Source organism: Myxococcus stipitatus DSM 14675, from assembly GCF_000331735.1.
In the GTDB taxonomy this organism is placed as follows: Bacteria; Myxococcota; Myxococcia; order Myxococcales; family Myxococcaceae; genus Myxococcus; species Myxococcus stipitatus.
In genome coordinates, this window is the sequence record NC_020126.1 from 3947411 (window position 1) to 3970908 (window position 23498).

Consider the following 23498-nt stretch of genomic DNA (forward strand, 5'->3'; position numbering starts at 1 on the left):
CCAGGACGGCCCTCACTGAGCGCCGGCCCCCGTCTCCCCGCTGGCCATGGCTGGCGGGGTGGGGAAGAAGTCCAGGCGCAACAGGGATTCACCATCCACCCAGCGACCGCCCACCTTCACGCCCCAGTGGAGGTGGGGGCCGGTGACGCGGCCGGTGCTGCCCACCTCGCCGATGCGCTGGCCCTGCGTCACCTTGGCGCCATTCTTCACGTGGATGCGCGACAGGTGGAAGTACGACGTGTAGAGGTCCGCGCCGTGGTGGATGAGCACCGTCTTGCCCGCGGCGTAGTTGTCGCGCGTCATCACCACGGTGCCTTCGTTGCTGGCCATCACCGGGGCGCCCGGGTCTCCGTCGAGGTCCACGCCGAAGTGCTGGCTGGACAGCTTGCCGTTGAAGGTGCGCTTGTCGCCGAAGGGCGCGGTGATGCGGTCCTGCCGAGGGCGCACGAAGTTCTGCGCGAAGTGGGGCGAGCTGAAGGGCTGGTCGAACGCCGCCGCGAAGGCACGCTTGTCCGCGGCGATGCGGGTCCTCACGGAGGCGGGGGGCTCCACGTACTTTCCGGACACCTTCAGCTCTCGCGCGGGATAGCCCGGCTCCACAACGTCCAGCGTCCCGGCCAGCTCCACCGGCGCGCCGCCCGCGAGCGCGGGGGCTTCCACGTGCACCATGGCGCTCCCGGGCGCGAGCTCCACGGAGAGCCCCGTCACCGCGAGGAAGCCCTCGCCCCAGGCGAAGAACTTCAGGGGGCGCCCCGCGAGGGTCCCCGTGGGCATCCCCGCCAGGCCTCGCACGGCCACCATCACCGGGTCTCCCGGCCGGGCCGAGCCCGGGTGCAGTGAGAGCTGAGGCCTTGCCTGCGCCACCGCCACCGCGACGGGCGTGGCGGAGGAGGGCTCCGCGGCCTGGGCACTGGCACCGAGGGCAAGCAGCGCGAGCGTCCATCGAGAGGAAAGGGAATATCGCGAGCGTGCGGGAAGCGAAGCCATGAGTGGTTCCCGTTACACCACGAAGTCCAGGGGGCTTCCCAGGGTGAGAAGTGGGAGTGTCGGACGCCTGGACTGCAACCCGGCAGGGGAGCGGTACTCGGACGATGGCAGGTGCTCGACAGTGTCCACGCCCGGACGTCGGAGAGCCCGGAAACGGAAGGCGGAAGGGCGTGTGGACGGGCAACCGGCTGATTGGCGTGGGGTGGAGCCTTACCGGCGCACCTCCGGGCTCCCTACCTTCTTCTCCGGACCCGATTGGCCTTGAGGAGATTCGCGGATGCCTCGTCCCTATAGCTTCGACCATTTCCAGGTGCCGAAGACCCTGCCGCAGAGCCGCAGCATGCGCCGGAGGGACAAGGCGCATCTGGCTCAGTCCCGCGCGCATCCGGAGGAGCAGGCGGGGCGGGAGGAGGGGGTCCACTACGGGCGGTCCTTCTCCGAGACGGAGGAGCTCTTCCACGCGCGGCAGATGGAGGCGCAGCTCGAGGAGCTCGCGAACGCATCGCCCGAAACCCGCGTGTCTCGCGGTGGCTCGGGGATGAAGCGCGGCGCACGGGGCAAGGAGCGCAAGGGGCATCCGGTCCTGCGCGGCACGCTGCCCATCGGGGCGCTGCCTCCCACGCGGGAGCAGCCACCACGGGGCCGGCTGCCGGACCTGCTCGACGAGGCGGGGCGCCACCTCCAGAGCATGAGAGGGGGGCTGGGCGACGTGGCCAAGGCGATGGCTCGGCTGGCGTCGCTGCCCGTCGAGGTGGTGCGCCTGGCGGTGCGGCGCTTCAGTCCCGCCGAAGGGTGAAGAGCACGCGCGCGTGGAGCTGACGCTCGTCTCGTACAACATCCACAGCGGCATCGGGACGGACGGTCGCTTCGACCTGGGCCGCGTGGGTGAGGTGCTCCGCGAAGTGCGAGCGGACATCGTCGCGCTGCAGGAGGTGGGCGACTTTCGCGGGCGCACCTCCCGCGAGGACCAGCCCGAGCACCTGGCCGACATGCTCGGCATGCACATGGCCTTCGGGCCCAATGTCGTGCGAAACGGCCGTCGCTATGGCAACGCCATCCTCACGCGGCTGCCCATCCTCCACTCGAAGAACTACGACTTGAGCGTGGAGCGGCGCGAGCCTCGGGGCGCGCTGCGCTGCGACCTGGACCTGGGCGGCGGGCTGCAGCTCCACGTCTTCTCCCTCCACCTGGGGCTGCGGGTGTCGGAGCGGCGTCGGCAGGAGGCGCTGCTGCTGGGCTCCGACATCCTGCGAGACGCCGTGCGCAAGGACCCGGCCGTCGTGTGCGGGGACTTCAACTACTGGGGCAACGGCGCGGTGCCCTCGCTGGTGCGCAAGGCCATCCATGACGCCGCGCTGGAGCTGGGCACACCCGCGCGCACGTACCCCACGGGCTGGCCCCTGTTGCGGCTGGACCGCATCTACGTGGATTCCGGCGTGCGGCCTCTCGCCATCCATCCCCACCGCACGGCGCTCAGCCGGCGGGCCTCCGACCACCTCCCGCTGGTGCTTCGCTTCGAGGCGCCCATTGCCGTGGCCACCACCCCCTCTCCTCCGGTACAGCTCATCGGGTAGCGTGGGGAGATGGCGGGCGCGTTGAGTGGCCGACGCTAGCGAACGCCAGGCAGACGACATCCAGGGGAGAGGTTGTCCCCGAGGGCAGGGGTGCCTAGGTTGGCGCCACTTCTGGGTCTCTGTGAGGACGTGAGCACCGGCCGGAGAGTGAATGCACGTGGGGAGCGAACAGACGGAGCGTGGGCTCGCCGCGCTCGTCGGCCGCATGGCGGAGAGCTTCAGCCGGCTGGTGACGCAACACTTGCAGCTGGCTCGGCTGGAGCTGACGGAGGACCTGAAGGCCACCGGGATGAACGTGGCGCTGATTGTCGCCTTCGTTCCCTTCATCCTCGTGGGCTATGCGTTCGCGTGTGGCGCGCTCGCGGCGGTGCTGGCCCCGCGCGTGGGCTGGGCGGGGGCGCTGGGGCTGGTGGCGCTGCTGAACCTGGTGGCGGGTGGGGGCGGCGTGGCTTGGGCGCTGCAGCGACTGAAGACACGGCGGATGATGGATGACACGACGGACGAGCTGTCCCGTAGCATGGCGGCATTCGCCGCCCCGGCCCCAGTGGCCTCGGGCCATACTCTCCCGGGCGGAGACGGTCATCTCTTCAAGGAGCCCACGAATGGGCGCTAGCAACGGTTCTCCCAAGCCCGTGGGGCCGCGCACCAGCGCGATGCTGCGCGAGGACATCGAACGAACGCGAGCGGAGCTGGCCACCTCGGTGAGCGAGCTGCGTGAGGAAGTGGCTTTCGTCGCGGACTGGCGCGAGTGGGTGCGCCGCCATCCCTATACGTGTGTGGGTGCGGCGTTCGCGGTGGGCTACTTGCTGGGCTCCCGCCGCTGAGCGGCCCGGGCCCGAGACACAGGCAGTTTACTTCTTGAATGAGGAGAGCACCTTCATGGACATGAACCCGCAGCAGGTGGCCGACCGGGCCCGACAGCTCCAGGACCGAGTGGTGCCGCAGCTCGATGAGGCGCGGCAGAACCTGGTGGACATGAACAACCGTGTGGTGAGCTTCATCCGGGCCAACCCCGGGACGTGCTTGCTGGGGGCCGTGGCCGTGGGCTTCCTCATCGGGCGCATCGCCTCGCGCCGCTGAGCGGCGCCGCGGACCGCAGACGGGAGAGGACACTCATGACGAACTATCCAGGGGCTTCAGGCAATGGCGACCCCGCGTCCCGGGAGCAGCAGGGCTCCGATGCGGGGTTCGGCAGTCGGGTGGACCAGTTGGGCTCGGAGGCGCAGCAGCTCTGGAGTGATGCTCGGGGCGCGGTGGATGACCTGGGGGCGACGCTGGACGTCCGGGGGCGCGTGGAGCGCAACCCGTACGGGATGATGGCGGCGGCGCTCGGTGTGGGCTACGTGCTGGGCGGTGGGCTCTTCACACCGCTGACGGCCCGCATCCTGCGGCTCGGTGTGCGGCTGGCTGCGCTGCCGTTCGTGAAGGACGAGCTCCTGGGGATGGCCGAGACGGCCCTTCAGGGGTATCAGGCGGGGCGGAGGATGTCCGGCCCGCCCCCCTCTCCGCCGATGGACGGCACGGCGGCGGCGGATGCATCCGCGGCGGGCAAGCCGAGGCCGCCGTCCTACTAGCGTTCCCTTTCTCATTCCCACGTCGTTGGTTGCACCTCGCTCGCTGGAGTCGCGAATGAACCTGAACGCCCTCAAGAAGATGGACAAGGACGACCTGCTCAACCTCATCGGCCTGGAGACCCGTCGCAGCGCGACGGAGGATGTGCTCCCGGTGCTGGGGGCCTTCGCCGCGGGCCTGCTCGTGGGCGCGGGCCTGGGGCTGCTCTTCGCGCCCAAGACGGGCAACCAGTTGCGGGATGACCTGCGCAACCGGCTGCAGGGCGGGCAGGACTACCTCGCGAACACGCTGGGGCGGAACGAGGGTGCCCAGTCGCAGGGTGGCCCGGCCTCCCGGACGTCTTGAGCTGAGGGGTCCTCCGCGCCGACAAGGCGCGGGGTGGTGAAGCGAGGGCCTCCCTCCGTGCCGCGAGTCGGCTTCGGATGGAGGCCCTGGCTTTTTGAGGGGCGTGGCGGATGTGAGCGCAGGGGTGGGGGATGTGTTGCCTGGCCACAGGCGCAAGACCTCCAATGGGCTGCACCAGTCGACCTCGCCGGTGAGAGATGTCTCTCGTGTCGTGAGTGCAGAGGCGGGATGGGTCTCTGCTCGGCCCTCAGGGGCCCAAGGCCCCCAATGGGCTGCCCCTGTCGACCTCGCAAAGGGGCGACGTCTTCCGCGCCGTGAATGCAGGGGCGGGGCGAATGTGCTGCTCGGCCCTCGGGCGCGGGGCTCCAATCGACTGCCCCTCTCGACCTCTCCCGTGTGAGGGCGGCCCGTCTCGGCCGAGCACATTCATGCGCGCCGGGCCGGTCTCGCCCGAGGCCGGGTGTAGACTCGGCGGCCGTGAGTGAGTCGACGAAGGGTGGAGCGTTGGGGCCCGTGGGTGTGCCTGGAGGACCCGAGGCGGCGCTCGCGCGTCTGCGCGCGTTGGAGACGCTCGAGTCCGGGTATGAGGCCTGGCTGGAGCTGAAGGTAGAGCATGCCTCTTCCGTCGCGCGGTTCCGCGAGGAGCGGGAGCGGTTGAACCAGCAGGGCTCCTTCCTTCTGGGGGCCGTGCGCGCCGCGGGGCTGGAACCCGTGGCGTCGGAAGTGCCGGGCCTGGTGCCCGCGCAGGACTCCGCTGGAGACTTCCTTCGCGATGCCGAGGCGCGCCTGTCCAAGACACGCGAGGCACTGGCCGCGCGCGAAGCGGAGTCGGAGGCGGGGTATGCCTCCGCGTTCGAGGAGATTCGCGGCACGTTGAAGGACCGCGTTCAGCGGTACCTCGCGGCCCAGCGTCCCCACCTCACGCTGTTGCTGCGTCGAGTGGGGACGGAGCGCTCCATCCTCCACGTGGAGCGCGTGACGGGGGACACGCCCGTGTTGCTGTGTCTGCTCTTCACGGGGCGGATTCCGTCGCGATACGGCTTCCTCCTCGACGACTCGACGGAGGATGTGTCACTGGCTCCCGCGCCGCTCTACCCCGACGAGAGTGTGGCACCCGAGCACGTGCGTCCGGATGCGCGGGCCCTGGCGGAGCTCGTGCGCGGCGCGAAAGAGGTCCTCCCGCTGAAGGGGATGTTGCCCCTGTCCATTCCCCGGCCCGGCGGAGGCGAGGACTTCTTCCGGCTCCTCCAGCGCGGCGCCGTGCTGGAGGTGGAAGTCGCGGAAGGGACGTCGTTCCGCAATGTCCTCGGCCGCGAGGAGGCCGAGCGCTTCGCCGGCCATCTGCTCCGTCTCAAGCTGACGGGGCGCATCGAGCTGGACATCGAGCCCGGCTGAGCCACTCCGCCGCGCGAAGTCCCTCGCGGCGGACCCTGATGGCCAGGCTACAAGTGGACGCTCGCGTCAGTGCGTCCGGACGATGCCCACGTCCGCGATGCCCGCAATCAGCGCGCTGCCGATGAACAGGTTATCGGACTCGGCGCCGCCCAGTCGCACCGAGTTGAAGATGACGAGATAGGTCTGGTTGGCCCTGGGGAACGCCGTGCCCGGAATGGTGATGCGTGCCTCGCGGTACGAGCCCGGCACAGCGACGAGCTGGAGGAACTCCATGGGCGTCGTGGGCATGGTGGAGTAGGTCGGGTCGCCCTTCTCTCCATCCGAGCTCAACGGCACCACGGTGACGAAGCCGAGTGTGCGCTCCTTGTTGCCCGGCACCGCCGCGCGGTCGAACGTCAGCGAAGCCCCCGCGGAGAGCTCGAGGAAGCCCTTGGGGGGATGAAGCTGCGCAATCTTCTCCTGCACGGGCGCGTCGTCGACCTGGCCGACATAGCGCGTCCCATTCCGCGCGGCGATGAACTGGTACGTGGCGCCGGACTGATACGCCAGCTCCGGGTCGCTGCCCGCCACGTTGGTGCGGCTGTAGCTCCCGGAGCCATCCTCGTTCAGCGCGGTGGCCTGTCCATTCAAGGGCTGGAGCGTGGCCTTCGCGCCCGAGACACCCGAAGGCTGCGAGTTCTCGCCGTTCTTGGAGCCGAAGAAGATGAGCGCCGCCGTCTGGGCGGGCAGGGAGATGACAGGGCCACTGTCGGGGATCTGGCTCCCCCCGTCGAAGCCCGCGAGCGCCAACGGCGACACCTCCACCTCGGGGGTGGCCAGGAGGGTGCCCACCATCACGTGGTCGGCGGTGAGCTGCTGGCCGGTCTTCTCCAAGTCACACGCCAGGGGGACGAGGAAGAGGGTGGCGACCGCTGCGGACAAGAGGACGCGTTTCATGGGGATTTCCTGGATGCTGCGAGTCCCCGAAGCATAGCAGGCGTGCGCGACAAGCCCCGCGCACTCGGCGACTCGGGGTATTCTGGGGGGACCCGTGCAAGGACACCGCGTTCACTCCGCGAGCCGGCGCTTCTTCAAGCGGCTCGGCTTCTCGTCGGCGATGGCCGTCTTCTTCGGCTGTGTGCTGGGGCTCCTCGTGTATCTGCGAGCCCCTCAACACGGCGCGGTCCGTGGCGAGTCATCCGGGTGGGGACCCTCCGGGCTCGTCGAGGGCGCGCGCGACTGGCTGGAGGGACTGGAGAGGCGCACCTACGACTGGCGCGTGCTGGAGCTCGGGGCGCGCTCGGAGCGGCCGGACGAAGCCGTGGTGGTGGCCATCGACGACGAGACACTCGCCGAGGCCCGTCAGGACGACCGCCCGGGTGTCGCCACCCAGCCATGGCCTCGGCAGTTGGTGGGCGCCATGGCGCACCGCCTCGTGGAGGAGGGGGCGCTGCTCGTCCTCCTGGACCTGCCGTTCCCCGAGCTGAGCCCCAATGCCTGCGTGAACCCGAAGCTGTCGCCGGGCGCCATCTCCAGCGACGATTCCGCGTTCCGCGAGCTGCTGGAGCGCGAGTCGGGCAAGGCGTTGCTGTCGTTCTCCTGGGAGTCCCAGGGCTCCAGGGTGATGCCGCCCACGAGCCGACTCTGGCCGTACCGCGTGAAGGTCGGCACGTTCCCCAGCTCCTCCGAGGCCCATGCCCGCGCCCAGTCCGTGCTCGCGGTGCAGCGGCCCGCCTACGTCATGCCCGCGGGCAGCCAGGTGGAGGTGTGGGGCGCCGCCACGGATGAAGCGGATGCACGGGAGCTGGGCTCGAGGCTCGGAGTGCCGGGGGCCGCCATCGAGGAGCGGCGAGCCTCGGACGACACGTTCCGCATGGGCCCCACGGACCTCTTCGTCGCGCTGGCGGAGGTCCACGTGGAGGGGCTGGACCCGGCCCGACTGGTGGAGGTGCGTCAGCTCCAGCACCCGGTGGCACCGCTGCTGGGCGGTGGGGCGGGGTACGGCGCGGCGACGCTCTCCGCGGACCCGGATGGCGTGGTGCGAGGCATCCCTCACCTCGTCGCCTACACCGCCCGGGATGGCCGCCATGTGCTGCCCTCACTCCCGCTGGCGGCGGCGATGCGGTTGGCCAACACGCGAGTGCTTCGCTACGCGGCCGGCCGGCTGCACGTGGGCGATGTGTACTCGGTGCCGATGGACGCGTCGGGCTTCAGCTTGATGCGGTGGGATGCCCCCACCGCGGGGCGAGGCTCTCGCGGCTCGCTGTCCCGCTCCATTCGCGCGTGGAACGTGCTGCTCAACGTCTTCGACGTCGCGGACGAGCGCCCCGCGCGGTTCGACAATGACCTGGAGGGCCGCACCGTCGTCCTCACGCGCACGGCGGGGGAGTCAGGTCACTTGCGGCACACGCCCATCGGCGTGGAGACGCCGGGAGGCGCCATCCTGGGGCAGGCCCTGGCCAACATCCTCCGCTCGGAGGGCATCTCCCGCGCGCCCGAGGACTACGACCTGGGCCTCACGGTGGGGCTCGCGTTCCTGGGGGCGTTCCTCGCGCTGTCGCTCAGCTTCCTGCTGCGCTCGGTGCGCGGGGTGCTGCTGTACCTGAGCGGGTTGGGGCTCGCGGGCGCGGGCTACACGGCGGCGGCCTTCTACTTCTTCATCGAGCAGCGGCTCTGGGTGGCGATGGCGGGGCCGCTGCTGGCCATGGTGGGGGCGTTCGCCGTCACCACCGTCTACGCGTTCCGCAACGAGCAGCAGATTCGAGACTTCGTGCAGATGGCGCTGGGGCGCTACGTCAGCCCCGAGGTGGCGCGGCTGGTGACGCGGGACTTGAGCCTGATGCGCCCCGAGCGCCGGCGGATGTCCGTGTACGTCTGCGACATCGAGGGCTTCGCGCGGCTCTCCGAGGGCATGAAGCCCGAGCAGCTCGTGAGCCTCTTCAACGAGTACCTGCTCGAGATGGCGGCGGTGGTGCGCTCGACGGCGGGGCAGGTGGACAAGTACATCGGCGACTCGGTGATGGCCTTCTGGGGCGCGCCGGTGCGCACCGAGCGCCACGCGCACCTGGCCTGTGAGGCGGCGCTCAAGATGCGCGCCGTGCTGGCCGACAAGCAGGACGCCTGGGAGAAGAAGTACGGCTGCCGTCTGAGCTTCCGCGCCGGAGTGGACACCGGAGAGGTGGTGGTGGGCGACATGGGCAGCGAGCTGAAGTCCAACTACACCGTGCTCGGAGACGCGGTGGGGTTGGCGGCCCGACTGGAGTCGCTCAACAAGGTGTACGGCACCTACGTGCTCGTGGGCGACGGCACCGTGCTGCTCGCGGGCGACAACTACGTCTTCCGCGAGGTGGACCGGGTGCGCATGAAGGGGAGGGCGGAGCCGCTGCGCGTGCATGAGCTCATGGGCCGCAAGGGCGAGCTCTCCACGCAGCAGCAGGAGCAGCTCGCCTTGCACGCGCAGGCCCTGACGGCCTACCACCAGCGCCACTTCGCCGAGGCGCACGCCCTCTTCGAGCGCTCCGCCATCACCTTCAAGGACCCCGTCTCCTCCGTCTACATGGCCCGCTGCGCGCGCTACATCGTCACGGCGCCGCCCTCGGATTGGGACGGCGTGCACGGCGAGGATGACGTCCCGTCAACGCCCGCCGCGGCCTGAGCGAGGGCCTCAGTCGTCGTCGGGAGCGGGCGTGTCCGGCTGGCCGAAGAGCGCTTGCACGGGAGCGTCCTGGGCGATGTGCTCGGCCACCACGCGGCGCATCTTCTCCGGCGTCATCTCCGAGTAGTACACCTCTCCGTCCCACCCCATGAGCTGGTAGTCCTCGGGGGAGAGCGGGTCTCGCTTCCGTCCGGTCTCCTCGCGGACCACGACGTTGGGACCCATGTGGCAGAAGCCATAGCAGCCGCCCCGGTAGAGCTCGCAGCGCGGCACCTGCCCCTGCTCCGTCAGCGCCTCCCGGGCCGTGGCATACACGGCGTCCGCGCCGCCGGCCTTGCAGGTCGGCCCCTTGCACACAGACAAGCGGTAGCGCTTCATCGACAAGACACCACCCACCCTACGGAGTCCGCGTCCCGAGCGAAAGTCAGCGGCCCCCGCCGCCGAGTGCCCGGCCGCACTCCTCGCCGTCCCTGGGACGGAAGCCCGGCTGTCAGACGCCAGGCGCATTGAAGAGCTGCAGCATCATCACCCACGCCCTGAAACGAGTCCGGCCCGCCTGCCGCTGGGGAGCGGGAGACGGGCCGGCATCGGCAAGCCCCGGAGGGCTTGGAGGCGCGAGGCGCCCTACTTGAGGAACTTCGTCACCTGGATGGGACCCTGCTGCGTCACCACCGTCTGGCCGTGCGCCACGGCACCCTTGCCATGCGCGCCGTGGTGGTCATGGCCTGCGCCCAGCTGCGGCGTCTTGAGCTGCACCAGACCCTCGCCGATGCGCGTGTGGGCCTCCTTGTGGACGTGGTGCGGCTCCTCGGAGCCCTCGCGCTTGTTCCACGGGTCCGACGGATGGGAGACCGGCGGCCCCTTGAGCAGCTTGGGGATGTCGTAGACGAAGTTCTGCCGGTTGTACTCCGACGGCGTGTGCATGTACGTGTCCATGCGGATGGCGTCCTTCGGGCACGCGTCCACGCACAGGCCACACACGATGCAGCGCAGCTCGTCGATGACGAACTGGGTCGGGTACTTCTCGATGACGCGCGACTCGCCGGCCGCGTCCTGCTCTTCCGTCTCACCCGCCTCGATGTAGATGCACTGCGCCGGGCAGATGGTCGCGCACATGTAGCAGGCCACGCAGCGGGGCTTGCCGTCCTCGCGCGGAACCAGCCGGTGCAGACCGCGGTAGCCCTCCGGATAGATGGGCTTCTCTTCCGGGTACTCCACCGTCGTCATCAGGTTGGCGCCCTTGCGGTCCAACACCTGGACGTTCGTGTCGCGGGTCCCGAAGAGGTTGCGGAAGAAGTGCCGCGTCGTGATGGCCAGCCCGTGCAGCAGGTTCGGGATGTACATCCGCTCGCGGACGTCTGTGCGGGGGTCCTTGGTAACCTTGATGGCCATGGTGATGTCTCGATTCCCGGTTGCCTAGGGCCTAGTGCGAAGACGCTGCGCTGGCATGGGCGGGCGCACCGTGCGCGTCGTGCCCGTGGTCATGACCGTGAGCGCCGTGCCCGTCATGCGCACCGCCCTCCGCTGATTGCTTCTTCGTCGTCGTCAGCACGAACAGCACGCCCAGCTCCAGCAGGCCCACCACCGCCAGCGCCCTCAGCGACGGATCCCACAGAATCAGCGCGCCCGAGACGAACACGTTCCCCAGCGCGAGCGGCAGGAGGATCTTCCAGCCCAGGGTCTGGATCTGGTCGTAGCGGAAGCGCGGGAAGGTCCAGCGGATGACCAGCTGCACCCAGATGAGGAACAGCACCTTCACCCAGTACACCGTGCCCAGCAGCGTGCCGTACAGCCAGCCGTGCTCCTGCATCAGGGGCTGGCTCGCCAGCCACTCGCCGAAGAAGGGCAGGTGGTGGCCGCCGAAGAACAGCGTCGTCGTCACACCGGCCAGCACCACGACCTCCACGAACTCGGAGATCATGAACATGCCGAACTTCATGCCGGAGTACTCGACGAAGTAGCCGATGATCTCCGACTCGCCTTCGGGCACGTCGAACGGGGCGCGCTTGGTCTCCGCGAAGGAGGCCGCGAAGAAGCCGATGAAGCCGATGGGCTGCAGGAGGAAGCCCCACGCCGGCAGGCCGATGTCGAACGTCTGGCCGAACATCGTCACGTCCGAGCGCCACAGGTAGGCCGCCTGGCCCGTGGCCGCCGCGCCGCCCAGGCCCAGCTCACCGACGAGCGCGGGCAACTGCAGCGAGGAGAACGCCATGAACAGGCCGACGAGCGACAGGCCCAGCGCGACTTCGTACGCAATCATCTGCGAGGAGGCGCGGACGCCGCCCAGCAGCGCGAACTTGTTGTTGGAGGACCAGCCCGCCAGCGCCGTGCCGTACACCGCCAGCGACGCGATGCCGAGCATGTAGAGGACGCCGAAGTCCGGCGTCGCCACCACCATGTCCACCTTGTGACCGAACACCATCACCGAGGGGCCCGCGGGCACCACGGCGAACAGCGCGAACACGGGGGCGAAGGCCAGGATGGGGCCCAGCTTGAACAGGAAGCGGTTGGCCGCGCCGGGGATGAAGTCTTCCTTCGTCAGCATCTTCAGCACGTCCGTGAGGATGTGCGGGATGCCGGCCAGGGAGCGGTTGCGGATGCCGGGCAGGTTGATGCGCGCGCGGTTGGGGCCCACGCGGTCCTGCATCAGCGCGCTCCACTTGCGCTCGGCGAGCGTGAGGAGCGTGGCGATGATCATCACGAAGATGAGCATCAGGAAGATGATGTTCGTCAGGCGGCTCGCACCCGAGAACAGGTGCTCCTCCGCCCAGCCGGCCGTGAGATAGGCCAGCGCCGACACGGCAGCGAGGGAACCGATGATGGTTCCGATGGCGACGAGGACAGTCAGTACGCGCTTCATCGCTAGATACCCCTCACCCGGGGAGAACCGAACTCACGGTAGCCCGGAGGACGCCCGTCGGCGCCCGTGGGCAGCGGATTGATACCCGGCTTCTCCCGGTCCGGCGGAGACGCCTTGTCCCAGTTGAACTCGGCGAACTCGGCCACCTTGCCGGCCAGCTCGCGCCACACGTCCCGCGCGGAGTTCCAGGCCGGCGCCTCGCCGCCCAGCTCGCGCGTCAGCTCCGCGGCCCACTTCCAGCCCGGGATGGCGTCGCCCTTGGGCGGGTACGCCTTGCGGAAGCGCTGGGTGATGCCGTCCATCTGCGTGAAGGAGCCCTCGTCCTCGACGTGAATCGAGGCGGGCAGCAGCACCGTGGCCTGCGCCGTCACGGCCGACTCGTTGGTCGCCTGCACGACGAAGGTCTCCAGCTGCGAAACGGCCTGCGCGAAAGTCTCCGCGTCGACCGGCACCTCGGTGCCGATGGCGTAGAGCGCCTTCACCGAGCCCTTGGAGAGCGCCTGCGACAGGGCGTCGAAGGACTCCACCTTCAGGCCCAGGCCCTTGGCGATCCACTCCAGGCCCTTGCGGTTGGGGTTCTTGTCCGCGACGCGCAGGAAGTGGTCCGCGGTGCCCTGCGGACGGCCGCCCACGTACACGGTGGAGACACCCAGCGTGGCCTTGGCGAAGGTGAGACCCGCCAGCAGCTCCTCGTTGGAGGACACGGGCGAGGCCAGCACGGCCAGCTTCCCGCTGCCCACCAGCGGCTTGAGCGCCTTGGCCGCTGCCTGCGCGGCCTCCTTGCGCGTCACCACGGGCACGGCCTCGTTGGAGGCGGCCTTGCCCGAGGCACGGCCGATGCGCGCCTGGAGCACGCGGCCCAGGTTGAAGGACTTGTACAGGAGCCGGCCGGAGTCACACATCCAGCTCTGGTTGATCTCCTCGTTCTCGCGCGGGCGGATGCGGTAGGTGTCCTGCGACATCCAGTCCACGTACGTGTTGCAGCCCTTGGCGCAGCCGGTGCACACGGACGGGGTGGCGGACAGGAACCACGCGCGCGCCTTGAAGCGGAAGTCGCGGCTGAGCAGCGCGCCCACCGGGCACACGTCCACGGTGTTCATCGAGTAGTCGCTGTCGAGCTCGTTGCCCGGGAACACGTCGATGCGCTCGTGGCTGCCGCGGCCGAACACGCCCAGCTGCGGCTGCTTCGCCACTTCGTTCATCACGCGCACGCACCGGGTGCACATGATGCAGCGCTCCTGGTCCAGCACCACGCGGGGCCCGAGCACCTTGCGCTTGTTCTTCAGCGTCTTGCCGCCCTCGAGGCGCGAGGGACGGTAGTCGTACTTCATGTAGTAGTCCTGCAGCTTGCACTCACCGGCCTGGTCGCAGATGGAGCAGTCGACCGGGTGGTTGAGCAGCAGGAACTCCATGACCGCGCGCTGCTGCTCCTTCACCTTGGGCGTCGTCGTCTTGATGACGACCCCCTCGGCCAGCGCCGTCTGGCACGCGGGCACGAGCTTGGGCGCGTTGGACGCCTCGATGAGGCAGATGCGGCAGTTGGCCGCGATGGAGAGGCGCGGGTGGTAGCAGTAGTACGGGATGTCCGAGCCGACCGTCTTGGCCGCCTCGATCATGTTCGTCCCCGGCTTCACGACGACTTCCTTGCCGTCGACGGTGCAGGTGACGAAGCCCGGGTTCTTCGGGGCGGGCTTGGGCGGCGGGCCCGCCGGGGCGGCGGCCTTGGGCGCCGGTGGCGTGGTGCTGGCCGCCACGGGGGCGGCGGGCACGTCACCATTTGGCTTCTTCGTGTCGTTGTCGCTCACTGCTCGACCTCGCCGCCAATCATGTTGATGGTGTCAAACGTGGGGATGAGGTCCGCCAGCATCTTCCCCTCGATGATGTGAGGCACCGCGGCCAGCACCGGGAAGCCCGGCGCGCGCACGTGACACTTGTACGGACGGCCGCGACCGTCGCTCACCAGGTACCAGCCCAGCTCGCCGTTGGAGGCCTCGGTGGCGTCGTAGACCTCGCCGGGGGGCACCTGGATGCCCTCCATGACGAGCTTGAAGTGCGCCATCACGCCCTCGATGGTGCCGTACACCTCCGGCTTGGGCGGCAGCGCGATGCGCCAGTCGTCGACGATGATGGGGCCGGCGGGGATGGTGTCGAGCGCCTGGCGGATGATGCGGATGGACTGGCGCATCTCCTCCATGCGGACGAGGTACCGGTCGTAGTTGTCACCGTGCTCGCCCACCGGGACGTCGAAGTCCAGGCGGTCGTAGACCCAGTACGGCTGCACCTTGCGCAGGTCGTGGTCCACTCCACACGCGCGCAGCGCGGGGCCCGTCCAGCCGTAGTCGATGGCGTCCTCGGCGCTGATGACGCCGGTGTTCTTGGTGCGGTCGACGAAGATGCGGTTGCCCGTGAGCAGCCCGTCCATCTCCAGCAGCAGCTCCTCGGTGCGCGTCATCGTCCGGAGGACCTTGTCCGCCCAGCCCTCGGGAAGGTCGCGGTTGATGCCACCCACGCGGCCGAAGGTCGTCGTCAGGCGCGCGCCCGTCAGCTCGGTGACGCGGTCCTGGATGAGCTCGCGGGCCTCCATGCCATAGAGGAACGGCGCGAAGCCGCCCATCTCCAGGCCCGTGGCGCCCACGCACGTCAGGTGGTCCGTCAGCCGGTGCAGCTCGCTGCCGATGACGCGGATGTACTGGGCGCGCTCCGGAATCTCCAAGCCGATGAGCTTCTCGACGGCGTTGAGGAACCCGAAGTTGTTCATCATCGCGGACAGGTAGTTGAGCCGGTCCGTGTACGGCAGGCACTGCGTCCAGGTGACGTTCTCGCAGCTCTTCTGGAAGCCGCGGTGCAGGAAGCCGATCTCAGGGTCGATCTTGACGATGGTCTCACCGTCCAGCTCCACCTTCAGCCGCACGGTGCCGTGCGTGGCCGGGTGGGACGGGCCCATGTTGATGACCATGTGCTTGCTTTGAAGGTGCGCTTCGAGCTCCGAGCCCTCCGGCGGCAGCGAGCCGTCGGTGTCCGGATTGTGGCCCTGCGCTTCGGTCGAGTGGCTGTTGGCCATGATGTCGTCCTCAGGAGTGCCCGCTGGTGCCGGGACCGCGGAAGATGTCCTTGATGGGGCGCTCGGGGATGAGGGGCTGACGGTCTCGCAGCGCGTAGTCCTTGCGCAGCGGATGGCCCTGGAACTCCTCGTAGAGCAGGATGCGGCGCAGGTCCGGGTGACCGTCGAAACGGATGCCGTAGAAGTCGAAGGTCAGCCGCTCCCACCAGTTGGCGCCGCGGAAGAGCGGGACCAACGAGGGCACCACCGGCTTGTGCTCGCTCACCCGCACCTTGAAGCGCACGTGCTCCCGGCGCTTGAGCGAGTAGAGGATGTAGATGACCTCGAAACGAGGGTCGTTCTCCGCGAGGTGAAGCCGGTCGACGCCGTCCATGGAGCCGAACAACTTGAACTCCAGCTCGGCATCGTTCTTCAGGAACGCGGCGACCTTCGGGAGCGAGTCGGCATGGATCACGGCCCAGGCGCCGCCGGCCCGGTCCACATAACGCTCCACCACCGCCTCGGGGAAGTGGGCGGAGACCCTGTCCAACGCGAAAGTGCTCAAGGGGGCCCCAATGACTGAGGGAGAAGAATCCGCGGCTTTATAGGGACCCCCGAAGGGGGGCGTCAACGTAAACCCTCAACCGTGTAGGCCACTTAGGAGGCCCAGAAGCCAGCGTTGCGCTCCCGGAGCCCCACGGGCCGCGTGGATCGCCGGAAGGGGCGGAAATCAGGCCGGGTGGGGGACGAAGGTGACGACGGGCCGGCTCTTGCCGGGGACCTGGGCCTGTCCGACGGTCTCCCAGTGGAACATGCCCCCCACCTGCTCCCGGGTGGCCTCGGAGACGAGCACGGGGACCCCCGCCCGCTTGGTCAGCCCCTCGATGCGGCTGGCCAGGTTCACCGTGTCGCCGATGGCCGTGTAGTCCAGGCGGCGGCTGGTGGAGCCGATGTTACCCAGCACCACGGGGCCCGTGTGGACGCCCACCCCCATGTGCACCGCCGGGGCCCCCTGGAGGGCCCGCTCGGCGTTGAAGGCCTCCAGCTCCTGGACCATGGCCAGGGCGCAGCGCACCGCGCGTGAGGCATGTTCCGCGTCGGGGAGGGGGGCCCCGAAGTACACCATCAGTGCATCCCCGATGAACTTGTCCAGGGTTCCGCCATGGCGGAATACGACCTCCACCATCCGGCCATAGTAGGCGTTGAGGAGCTCGACGACCTCTCCCGGGGGGAGCCGCTCGCTCATGGAGGTGAAGTCGCGGATGTCGGCGAAGAGCACCGTCACCTCGCGCAGCTCCGGCTCCGGGGAGGCGAGGCGCTGGAGGCGCTCGGCCACGGCGGGGGCGAAGTAGCGGCCGAGGCGGGCGCGCTTGAGCTCCTCCTCGGAGACGGCGGCGGAGAGGGCTCGGATGCGGTTGAGCAGGTGTCGGGCGCCCGCGGCGGCGACGGACAGCATCACCACCGAGGCCATCTGCGCGCCCACGCCGATGCCGGCCTGGTACTGGAGGGCCACCTCGGCGACGGCGGCGAAGGCCGTCACCACCAGCGTCACCGTGTTGCGCAGCGAGAGCGCGGACAGGAGGACGAGCACCGCGAGGATGCCCAGCGTGAAGCCCGCCACGCCACCGGGGGAAGGGGACACCGGAATCGCGTGGCTCTGGAGCCAGTACACGGCGGGCACGTCGATGAAGGCCACGGACAGCCCGGCCCACTGCACGGCGCGGGACCACCGCGTCACGGCCACCCACACGGCCGCGGTGCACAGCCAGTAGATGCAGAGGGGACGCAGGTACTCGGTCCAGTCCGCCTTGCCCGCGCCGAGCCCCAGGCCCGCGGACATCGCGAGCATCACCGTGACGGCCACCAGCCGAATCCCGCCGAGCTGTCGCGCGTTGTGCCGGCGCTCACCCTCCAGGGCGCGGTTCACCGAGTCCTGGATGCCCTCGGGCCCTTCGCTGGCTCCATGGGTTGACCGCCGCACCACACGCATCTTGCACCGTCTGGACCGCCTCCGCCTCTTCCGGACAGGGGAGGCCATGGCCTCGCGGGCGCGTCACGTTGCGGTATACACGCGGACCCATGGCCGAGTCCGTTTCTCCGCATCCCTTGCGCTCGCTGGTCTGGCGCCTCGCACTGGGCGCGGGCCTGGGGCTGGGGCTGTTCGCCGCGGAGTCCTGGCTGCTGTTGCGCTCGGGGTTGGTGGGCGTGGACATCCCCGTGGACGGGCCCTATGCGGCGCTGTCGGCGGCGGTGCGCCCGGTGCTCCCTGGATTGCTCGTGCGCGTGGCGGCCGTCTACGTCGTGGCGGGCGGGGTGTTCGCAGGCGTGGCCTTCGGCCTCGCGCGGGTGTGGGGACGCGGTGGCGTCGGGGCGACGGTGGCGGGGTGGCTGGGGCTCGTGATGTTGCTCGCGTGGGACCGGGCCATCGCTCGGCCCGCGCTGTTCGATGACCTTCCGTGGGTGCGTCCGCTGTTGGCGTGGCTCGTGGACCATGGCGAGCCCTGGCATCCGCGTGCGGTGGCTGTCGCGGTCGCGCTGGTGCATGGCGCGGTGGTGCTGGCTCGACTGCCGACGTGGAAGCGGAGGCTCCAGGGGGCCGCGGTGGTGGCCGCGGGCGCGCTGTTGCTCTGGGGCGCGGGGCGGGCAGGGGAGTCGACGACGGGTGAGAAGCCTCCCTTGGTCGTGCTCATCGGCATCGATGCGTTCCGGCCGGACCGGCTGAGCGTGCTGGGCGGCTCGGGGAGGGTGGCGCCCCATGTGGACCGCTTCGTCGCGGAGTCGACGCTCTTCACCCGGGCCTATACGCCCGTGGCCCAGACGGAGCCGGCGTGGCGCTCGCTGCTCACGGCGCGCTGGCCGCACGAGACGGGCGTTCGCTACGCGCTGACGTCCGACTCACGGATGAAGCTTCATCCGACCTTCCCGGAGACCTTCGCGAAGGCGGGCTGGAGCACGTTGTTCGCCACGGACTGCTCGCGCTTCCATGCGGAAGGGCCCGCCTCGGGCTTCGCGACGCGGTGGCAGCCTCCTCGCGGCGCGGTGAACTTCCTCTTGGAGAAGCTGCGCTACCGGGCGCTGGGACTCTTCGCCGACCACACCGTGGGCGCGGCGTGGGTGCCGGAGTTCATCGAGAACCGGGCGCTCGCGGGCATCCATGACCCGATGGGCTACGCCCGACGATTGACGTCGCGGGTGCTCGCCGAGGCGAGCGAGGGCCCCACGCTGTTCGCCTTCCACGCCACCGCCGCGCACTTCCCGGGCGACCCCGTCCATCCGTTCTATCGCCGCTTCGTGTCGCCGTCGGAGCCCCTCGAGCGCAGGCTGCGCATGCACTTCGCGCCCGTGTCTCCGGGCGCGAAGGGGGGCTGGACTCGCGATGGCGCGGAGGCGCTCTACGATGAGTTGCTCGCGCAAGCGGACGCGCAGGTGGGGCACGTGCTCGACGCGCTGCGCGCCGCGGGGCGCTACGACGACGCGCTCATCATCCTCATGTCGGACCATGGGGAGAGCTTCCACGAGGACCGGCCGGACCTGGCCGGAGCCACGCCCGTGCACGGTGCTCGTCTGTCGGAACTGGAGAACCGCATCCTGCTCGCGGTGAAGCCGCCTGGAGGCCGCAAGCAGGGGCCCTCCAGGGTGGATGCGCTGGTGCGCCTGGTGGACGTGGGGCCCACGCTGCTCGAGTTCTCGGGCCTGCCCGCGCTGACGGGCGTCGACGGAGTGTCCCTGGCGCCGCTGTTGCGCGGCGAGTCGCTGGCGCCCCTGGCCCTCTACGCGGAGACGGGCTTCACGCACGTCTCGCCAGAGGTCTTCGACGTGGGGCACTGGCCCGGCGCGCCTCGCGCGTTCGACGCGTACCGCATCCGCCCGGACGGGGTGGTGGAGATGGGGGACGCGGCGCACGAGGCGGTGGTGATGGAGAAGGACCTGGGGGCCTTCGACGGCCTGCGTTGGTGGGTGGACCGGCCGCGCGCGGATGGCACGTGGCGGCGCGAGTGCGTGGGCCAGTGTGAAGGGCCTGACGCGCTGGTGCTGGAGGCGTGGCTGGACGTGGTGCGAGGCCGGACGGCCGAAGGGGACTCGCGTAAGGTGGCGGGCCATGTCGACGACCCCAGACGCTCCCTCGCTCCAGGAACAGTACGCCCCCCACAACAGCTGCTTCGGTTGCGGTCCGTCCAACCCGCTGGGCCTGCGCATCCGCAGCCGCGTGGAGGGTGACCTCATCGTCGCGGAGTGGATGCCCGCCGAGCACCACCAGGCGTTCCCTGGGGTCCTCAACGGCGGCATCATCGGCGCGCTGCTCGACTGTCACTGCAACTGGACGGCGGCCTACCACCTGATGAAGTCGCAGGGCGCGTCATCGCCCCCGTGCACCGTCACCGCCGACTACTCCATCACCCTCAAGCGCCCCACGCCCATGTCCGCGCCGGTGCGGCTGGAGGCGAAGCCGGTGGAAATCAAGGGAGACCGCGCGGTGATTGAGGGCACCCTCACCGCGGGCGGCAAGGTGACGGCGCTCTGCCGAGGCACTTTCGTCGCGGTGAAGGAAGGCCACCCCGCGTACCACCGCTGGTGAGCGCGAGGGCCTGGAACACCTGGGGCCCCGACGCCGCCCTCGAGGAGAGGGAGGCACGCGGGGCCCCGGGAGCACTGCGGTGGTTGGGACTACTTGCCCATCGTCATGAGCAGGTCGTGCCGGGCCGCGGTGGGATTGGGCTGCTCACGGTCCGCGATGCGGTGGACCTGATTGCCAATCTTGTCCTGGAGGAGCATGAGCCCGTCCAGCACCTGCTCCGGGCGGGGCGGGCAGCCGGGGATGTAGACGTCCACCGGGAGGATGCGGTCGATGCCCTGGAGCACCGCGTAGTTGTCGTAGAAGCCGCCCGAGGACGCGCAGACGCCGAACGACACGACCCACTTGGGCTCGGTCATCTGCTCGTAGACGCGCTTCAGGATGGGGGCCTGCTTCAGGTTGATGGTGCCCACCACCATCAGCAGGTCCGCCTGACGCGGCGAGAAGCGAGGGAACTCGGCGCCGAAGCGCGCGATGTCGTGACGGCTCGCCGCCACGGACATGTACTCCATGCCGCAGCACGCGGTGGCGTACGGATAGGTGAACAGCGAGTACTTGCGGGCCCAACCCAGGCCCTTGGAGACCATCCGCTGGAAGAAGCCCATGGCTTCGTCACGGCGGGTCGTCAGCACTGGAGCGATGTCTGCATCAGCCATGATGTTTCAGCTCTCCCAATCCAGGGCGCCCTTCTTCCACACGTAGATGAGGCCCACCACGAGGGTCACCGCGAAGACCAGCATCTCCACGAACCCGAACCAGCCGAGCGCCTGGAAGTTCACCGCCCACGGGTACATGAACACGGCTTCGACGTCGAACACGATGAACAGCAGCGCGACGACGTAGAACTTCACCGCGAAGCGCTGGCGCGCCGGGCCGCTGGACTCAGAGCCGGCCTCGAAGCTGGTGGACTTGATGGCGCTCGGGCGCTTGGGTCCCAGCAGCGAGGTGATGAATGGGATCGCGACGCCCATGATGCCGGCCAACAGCAGCACCACCGCCAGGGGCAGGTAGGGCGAGAGGGGAGAGGGAGTCATCGCGCGCGGAACCTAATGACACCGGCCTTGCCATGTCAAAGGGAAAGTCCCCCTGCTGGGTCCGCAACCCCTTGACATGACGGCGAAAAGCCAGACTTGTGGCTCGGGTGCCGGGCAAGGGGCCTCCGCGGGCCCTCTGGGGGACCCCTCCGACGGGCCGGTCGTTTGACGCTTTCCAGGGCGCACGCCTACCGTCGAGCGGCGCCGGCGGCTGGCGATCATCCATCGCGACACGTGGGAGGTGACAGGCATGTGGGGGCGGCTCGGCTTGCGGGTGCAGGTGGCCATCGCGGTGCTCGTCCCGTGCCTGGCGGTGATGGGCCTGTGCATCTGGAGCTTCTCGGTCCGACAGCACGAGGTCTCCCTCGAGCTCCTCCGCAAGCGTGCCCATGTCCTGGGGACGCTGGTGTCCAGCCACCCCGCGGCCCGGGAGTGGGATGGCGGCGAGGCCTCGCAGGGCCGGCTCGAGGAGATGCTCGCGCAGTTGGAGGCCAAGGACTCCCTGGGAGGCGGCTTCACGGTGCACTACCAGGGGCTGCTGGGGCCGGACGGGCGTCCGGTGTACGAGTCCGCGGCGCGGCTTCCCGAGCATGCGCGGGGGGCCTTGGTCGTGACGCGCGAGGGTTGTGTGGCGTCGCTCGTGGCCCTGCGCGAGGTGCTGGTGCGGTGCGCGAGTGGGGAGCGGACGTATGTGGCGGGGCTGGGCCTGGACGAGGCGGCGGCCTCCGTCACGGACCTGAAGGGCTCCGTGCTGGTGGGGCTGGTGGGCGCGCTGGTGTTGGGGTTGCTGCTGGCGGCGCTCATCGCTCGGACCATCATCGAGCCTGTCGCGCAGGTGACGGACGTGGTGCGGGATGTGTCGCGTGGGGATGTGTCCCGCGTGGAGCTGGAGGTGCCCACCACGGGGGAGCTGCGGTTGATGGCGCAGTCCTTCAACCAGATGCTCAGCACGCTGCGCATCACCGTGTTGGAGATGGTGTCGCGCACGGAGCAGCTCTCGGGGGCCTCGCGTGGGCTCATGGGCGCGTCCGCGGACCAGGAGCACGTCATCAGCCAGCAGGCGGCGTATGCGCAGCAGATTGCCGCGACGTTCGAGGAGCTGAGCCGCACGGCCGAGCAGATCTCCAGCTCCACGGAGGTGGTGGAGTCGAGCGCCCGCCGGACACACGAGGCGGTGGCCGAGGCGATGGCGGTGGTGGCGCAGGTGGTGGCGGGCATCAACGACATCCGCACCGAGTCCAAGGGTGTGGCGGATGCGATCGTCGGCCTGAACCAGGACCTTCAGCAGGTGTCGAAGATTGCCCACGTCATCAACCAGGTGGCGGAGCGCTCTGACTTGCTCGCGCTCAACGCGGCGCTGGAGGGGACGAAGGCGGGCGAGGTGGGCCGAGGCTTCTCATTGGTCGCGGCGGAGATGCGCAAGCTGGCGGAGAACGTCTCTGCTTCGGCGCGGGACATCGGCCGCATCGTCGAGAAGGTCCAGGACTCTGGCGAGGAGGCCGCGTCCAAGGCCCGCGTGGGCATGGCCGCCAGCGACCGGGGGGTCGAGGTGGCGGAGCAGGCGTCCTCGGTGTTCCAGCGCATCGTGGAGCTGGCACGCGGGACGAGCGAGGCCGCGCGGCAGATCACCATCGCGACCAGGCAGCAGCGACAGTCGAGCGAGCAGGCGGTGCAAGGGGCTCGCAATGTCGCGGAGCTGGTGAAGCAGGGCGTGGACGCGACGGGCAGGACGACGCGAATCGCGCAGGACCTCCAGGCGGTGGCCGAGGGGCTCACCGCCGTCACCGGCCGCTTCCGGACGACGCGGGGCAGCTAGGCTTCGCGGTCCTCGTGAATCGAGCAGGACCTCGAGGCGGTGGCGGAGGGGCTCACCGCCATTGCCGGCTGCTTCCGGGCGAGGCGGGGCAGCGCTTCGCGGTCCTCGTGAATCGCGCAGGACCTCCAGGCGGTGGCCGAGGGGCTCACCGCCGTCACCGGCTGCTTCCGGACGACGCGGGGCAGCGAGGCTTCGCGGTCCTCGTGAATCGAGCAGGACCTCGAGGCGGTGGCGGAGGGGCTCACCGCCATTGCCGGCTGCTTCCGGGCGAGGCGGGGCCGCGAGCCTTCGCGGTCCTCGCGAATCGCGCACGTCCTTCACGCGACGGGCCCACCCCTGTCCCTCCTCACTCCTGGACGACGCGAAGCCGCAAGTCCTCGCCCGCACTCACTCGCGGGTCCAGCGGACCTGGAGCTCCAGCTCCTCGACCTTGCCCTCGCGCTCGTGCTCGACGCTGAAGTGCGCGTCTGCGGGCACGTGCAGGCGCTCGCCGGCGACCTGGATGTTGAACGCCTTTCCGCTCTCCAGCGCGTCCGCCAACCGGCGCAGCTTCGCGACGAACTGCTGCCGGGGGTAGGTCTTCTCGATGTCTCTCTGAGCTCGCTTGGCCATCGCGGCATCCTGCCAGCGCCCCAGGGGACGGTCGAACTCCGTGCGCGGTTCCGGGC

The 23498-nt window shown here is 69.7% G+C and carries 25 protein-coding genes; 12 read left to right on the forward strand and 13 right to left on the reverse strand.

Translation table 11 applies throughout. The features are described from left to right. Positions 1-12: 12 nt before the first annotated feature. Complete coding sequence (locus tag MYSTI_RS15420) at positions 13-987, reverse strand: M23 family metallopeptidase (RefSeq protein WP_015348694.1); 975 nt, start codon at positions 985-987, stop codon at positions 13-15. Positions 988-1264: 277 nt separating this feature from the next. Between MYSTI_RS15420 and MYSTI_RS15425 the strand changes: the two genes are divergently transcribed. The 8 genes from MYSTI_RS15425 (at position 1265) to MYSTI_RS15460 (ending at position 5873) form a co-directional block, all read left to right on the forward strand. Beyond that, on the forward strand, positions 1265-1783 hold the full coding sequence (locus MYSTI_RS15425) for a hypothetical protein (RefSeq protein ID WP_015348695.1): 519 nt from the start codon (positions 1265-1267) through the stop codon (positions 1781-1783). A gap of 13 nt (positions 1784-1796) precedes the next feature. Beyond that, positions 1797-2561, forward strand: coding sequence for an endonuclease/exonuclease/phosphatase family protein (locus tag MYSTI_RS15430; RefSeq protein WP_015348696.1), 765 nt, complete (start codon positions 1797-1799; stop codon positions 2559-2561). Positions 2562-2712: 151 nt separating this feature from the next. Beyond that, the gene (locus tag MYSTI_RS15435) at positions 2713-3174 is read left to right on the forward strand and encodes a phage holin family protein (protein ID WP_015348697.1); all 462 of its coding nucleotides are present in this window, start codon (positions 2713-2715) and stop codon (positions 3172-3174) included. Next, entirely contained in the window at positions 3164-3385 is a 222-nt protein-coding gene (locus MYSTI_RS15440; RefSeq protein ID WP_015348698.1) for a DUF3618 domain-containing protein, read from the forward strand. Before MYSTI_RS15435 ends, MYSTI_RS15440 begins: the two co-directional genes overlap by 11 nt. A gap of 55 nt (positions 3386-3440) precedes the next feature. Further along, on the forward strand, positions 3441-3641 hold the full coding sequence (locus MYSTI_RS15445; RefSeq protein WP_015348699.1) for a hypothetical protein: 201 nt from the start codon (positions 3441-3443) through the stop codon (positions 3639-3641). Between the two features lie 35 nt (positions 3642-3676). Beyond that, positions 3677-4135, forward strand: a complete 459-nt coding sequence (locus MYSTI_RS15450; protein ID WP_015348700.1) for a hypothetical protein — start codon at positions 3677-3679, stop codon at positions 4133-4135. Between the two features lie 55 nt (positions 4136-4190). Further along, positions 4191-4478: a YtxH domain-containing protein gene (locus MYSTI_RS15455; RefSeq protein WP_015348701.1), complete on the forward strand. Its 288-nt coding sequence runs from the start codon at positions 4191-4193 to the stop codon at positions 4476-4478. Between the two features lie 477 nt (positions 4479-4955). Beyond that, positions 4956-5873, forward strand: a complete 918-nt coding sequence (locus tag MYSTI_RS15460; RefSeq protein WP_044280437.1) for a hypothetical protein — start codon at positions 4956-4958, stop codon at positions 5871-5873. A gap of 66 nt (positions 5874-5939) precedes the next feature. Here the strand turns inward: MYSTI_RS15460 and MYSTI_RS15465 are convergent, their stop codons facing one another. After that, positions 5940-6809, reverse strand: a complete 870-nt coding sequence (locus tag MYSTI_RS15465; protein ID WP_015348703.1) for a hypothetical protein — start codon at positions 6807-6809, stop codon at positions 5940-5942. Positions 6810-6969: 160 nt separating this feature from the next. Here MYSTI_RS15465 and MYSTI_RS15470 point away from each other — a divergent pair, with 160 nt between their 5' ends. After that, positions 6970-9507, forward strand: a complete 2538-nt coding sequence (locus MYSTI_RS15470; protein WP_044283690.1) for a CHASE2 domain-containing protein — start codon at positions 6970-6972, stop codon at positions 9505-9507. 9 nt (positions 9508-9516) lie between these two features. Here MYSTI_RS15470 and MYSTI_RS15475 read toward each other — a convergent pair whose 3' ends face one another. From MYSTI_RS15475 to MYSTI_RS15505, 7 genes are all read right to left on the reverse strand, one after another. After that, on the reverse strand, positions 9517-9885 hold the full coding sequence (locus tag MYSTI_RS15475) for a (2Fe-2S) ferredoxin domain-containing protein (RefSeq protein ID WP_015348705.1): 369 nt from the start codon (positions 9883-9885) through the stop codon (positions 9517-9519). Positions 9886-10131: 246 nt separating this feature from the next. Further along, on the reverse strand, positions 10132-10899 hold the full coding sequence (locus tag MYSTI_RS15480) for a NuoI/complex I 23 kDa subunit family protein (RefSeq protein WP_015348706.1): 768 nt from the start codon (positions 10897-10899) through the stop codon (positions 10132-10134). Between the two features lie 31 nt (positions 10900-10930). Beyond that, positions 10931-12367 (reverse strand): complex I subunit 1/NuoH family protein, encoded by a 1437-nt coding sequence (locus MYSTI_RS15485; protein ID WP_015348707.1) that lies wholly within the window; start codon positions 12365-12367, stop codon positions 10931-10933. 2 nt (positions 12368-12369) lie between these two features. Then, entirely contained in the window at positions 12370-14172 is a 1803-nt protein-coding gene (locus tag MYSTI_RS15490; protein ID WP_015348708.1) for an NADH-quinone oxidoreductase subunit G, read from the reverse strand. Further along, a complete protein-coding gene (locus MYSTI_RS15495; RefSeq protein WP_015348709.1) occupies positions 14169-15428 on the reverse strand; it encodes an NADH-quinone oxidoreductase subunit D in 1260 nt (419 codons plus the stop codon). The genes MYSTI_RS15490 and MYSTI_RS15495 overlap by 4 nt, the downstream gene beginning before the upstream one ends. Positions 15429-15438: 10 nt before the next feature. Next, positions 15439-15957: an NADH-quinone oxidoreductase subunit C gene (locus MYSTI_RS15500; protein ID WP_044280439.1), complete on the reverse strand. Its 519-nt coding sequence runs from the start codon at positions 15955-15957 to the stop codon at positions 15439-15441. A gap of 180 nt (positions 15958-16137) precedes the next feature. Continuing rightward, positions 16138-17397 (reverse strand): adenylate/guanylate cyclase domain-containing protein, encoded by a 1260-nt coding sequence (locus MYSTI_RS15505; RefSeq protein WP_015348711.1) that lies wholly within the window; start codon positions 17395-17397, stop codon positions 16138-16140. Positions 17398-17486: 89 nt separating this feature from the next. Here MYSTI_RS15505 and MYSTI_RS15510 point away from each other — a divergent pair, with 89 nt between their 5' ends. Beyond that, the gene (locus MYSTI_RS15510) at positions 17487-19625 is read left to right on the forward strand and encodes a sulfatase-like hydrolase/transferase (RefSeq protein ID WP_015348712.1); all 2139 of its coding nucleotides are present in this window, start codon (positions 17487-17489) and stop codon (positions 19623-19625) included. Then, positions 19615-19983, forward strand: a complete 369-nt coding sequence (locus MYSTI_RS15515; protein ID WP_084668148.1) for a PaaI family thioesterase — start codon at positions 19615-19617, stop codon at positions 19981-19983. The genes MYSTI_RS15510 and MYSTI_RS15515 overlap by 11 nt, the downstream gene beginning before the upstream one ends. Positions 19984-20072: 89 nt before the next feature. Here MYSTI_RS15515 and MYSTI_RS15520 read toward each other — a convergent pair whose 3' ends face one another. Together MYSTI_RS15520 and MYSTI_RS15525 are read right to left on the reverse strand one after the other, a co-directional pair. Next, complete coding sequence (locus MYSTI_RS15520; protein ID WP_015348714.1) at positions 20073-20636, reverse strand: NADH-quinone oxidoreductase subunit B; 564 nt, start codon at positions 20634-20636, stop codon at positions 20073-20075. Between the two features lie 6 nt (positions 20637-20642). After that, complete coding sequence (locus MYSTI_RS15525; RefSeq protein ID WP_015348715.1) at positions 20643-21014, reverse strand: NADH-quinone oxidoreductase subunit A; 372 nt, start codon at positions 21012-21014, stop codon at positions 20643-20645. A 250-nt stretch (positions 21015-21264) separates the two neighbouring features. Here MYSTI_RS15525 and MYSTI_RS15530 point away from each other — a divergent pair, with 250 nt between their 5' ends. Beyond that, positions 21265-22830: a methyl-accepting chemotaxis protein gene (locus MYSTI_RS15530; protein ID WP_015348716.1), complete on the forward strand. Its 1566-nt coding sequence runs from the start codon at positions 21265-21267 to the stop codon at positions 22828-22830. Here MYSTI_RS15530 and MYSTI_RS15535 read toward each other — a convergent pair. Next, complete coding sequence (locus tag MYSTI_RS15535) at positions 22827-23081, reverse strand: hypothetical protein (RefSeq protein WP_015348717.1); 255 nt, start codon at positions 23079-23081, stop codon at positions 22827-22829. The genes MYSTI_RS15530 and MYSTI_RS15535 overlap by 4 nt on opposite strands. A 136-nt stretch (positions 23082-23217) precedes the next feature. After that, positions 23218-23442: an amphi-Trp domain-containing protein gene (locus tag MYSTI_RS15540; protein ID WP_015348718.1), complete on the reverse strand. Its 225-nt coding sequence runs from the start codon at positions 23440-23442 to the stop codon at positions 23218-23220. Between the last annotated feature and the right edge of the window lie 56 nt (positions 23443-23498).

Bases quoted from the DNA above. Each gene is read 5' to 3' on its own strand.
- MYSTI_RS15420 (WP_015348694.1), bottom strand. From the start codon at position 987: ATGGCTTCGCTTCCCGCACGCTCGCGATATTCCCTTTCCTCTCGATGG.
- MYSTI_RS15425 (WP_015348695.1), top strand. From the start codon at position 1,265: ATGCCTCGTCCCTATAGCTTCGACCATTTCCAGGTGCCGAAGACCCTG.
- MYSTI_RS15435 (WP_015348697.1), top strand. From the start codon at position 2,713: ATGCACGTGGGGAGCGAACAGACGGAGCGTGGGCTCGCCGCGCTCGTC.
- MYSTI_RS15440 (WP_015348698.1), top strand. From the start codon at position 3,164: ATGGGCGCTAGCAACGGTTCTCCCAAGCCCGTGGGGCCGCGCACCAGC.
- MYSTI_RS15445 (WP_015348699.1), top strand. From the start codon at position 3,441: ATGGACATGAACCCGCAGCAGGTGGCCGACCGGGCCCGACAGCTCCAG.
- MYSTI_RS15450 (WP_015348700.1), top strand. From the start codon at position 3,677: ATGACGAACTATCCAGGGGCTTCAGGCAATGGCGACCCCGCGTCCCGG.
- MYSTI_RS15455 (WP_015348701.1), top strand. From the start codon at position 4,191: ATGAACCTGAACGCCCTCAAGAAGATGGACAAGGACGACCTGCTCAAC.
- MYSTI_RS15465 (WP_015348703.1), bottom strand. From the start codon at position 6,809: ATGAAACGCGTCCTCTTGTCCGCAGCGGTCGCCACCCTCTTCCTCGTC.
- MYSTI_RS15470 (WP_044283690.1), top strand. From the start codon at position 6,970: ATGGCCGTCTTCTTCGGCTGTGTGCTGGGGCTCCTCGTGTATCTGCGA.
- MYSTI_RS15475 (WP_015348705.1), bottom strand. From the start codon at position 9,885: ATGAAGCGCTACCGCTTGTCTGTGTGCAAGGGGCCGACCTGCAAGGCC.
- MYSTI_RS15480 (WP_015348706.1), bottom strand. From the start codon at position 10,899: ATGGCCATCAAGGTTACCAAGGACCCCCGCACAGACGTCCGCGAGCGG.
- MYSTI_RS15485 (WP_015348707.1), bottom strand. From the start codon at position 12,367: ATGAAGCGCGTACTGACTGTCCTCGTCGCCATCGGAACCATCATCGGT.
- MYSTI_RS15495 (WP_015348709.1), bottom strand. From the start codon at position 15,428: ATGGCCAACAGCCACTCGACCGAAGCGCAGGGCCACAATCCGGACACC.
- MYSTI_RS15505 (WP_015348711.1), bottom strand. From the start codon at position 17,397: ATGCGTGTGGTGCGGCGGTCAACCCATGGAGCCAGCGAAGGGCCCGAG.
- MYSTI_RS15510 (WP_015348712.1), top strand. From the start codon at position 17,487: ATGGCCGAGTCCGTTTCTCCGCATCCCTTGCGCTCGCTGGTCTGGCGC.
- MYSTI_RS15520 (WP_015348714.1), bottom strand. From the start codon at position 20,636: ATGGCTGATGCAGACATCGCTCCAGTGCTGACGACCCGCCGTGACGAA.
- MYSTI_RS15525 (WP_015348715.1), bottom strand. From the start codon at position 21,014: ATGACTCCCTCTCCCCTCTCGCCCTACCTGCCCCTGGCGGTGGTGCTG.
- MYSTI_RS15530 (WP_015348716.1), top strand. From the start codon at position 21,265: ATGTGGGGGCGGCTCGGCTTGCGGGTGCAGGTGGCCATCGCGGTGCTC.
- MYSTI_RS15535 (WP_015348717.1), bottom strand. From the start codon at position 23,081: ATGGCGGTGAGCCCCTCCGCCACCGCCTCGAGGTCCTGCTCGATTCAC.
- MYSTI_RS15540 (WP_015348718.1), bottom strand. From the start codon at position 23,442: ATGGCCAAGCGAGCTCAGAGAGACATCGAGAAGACCTACCCCCGGCAG.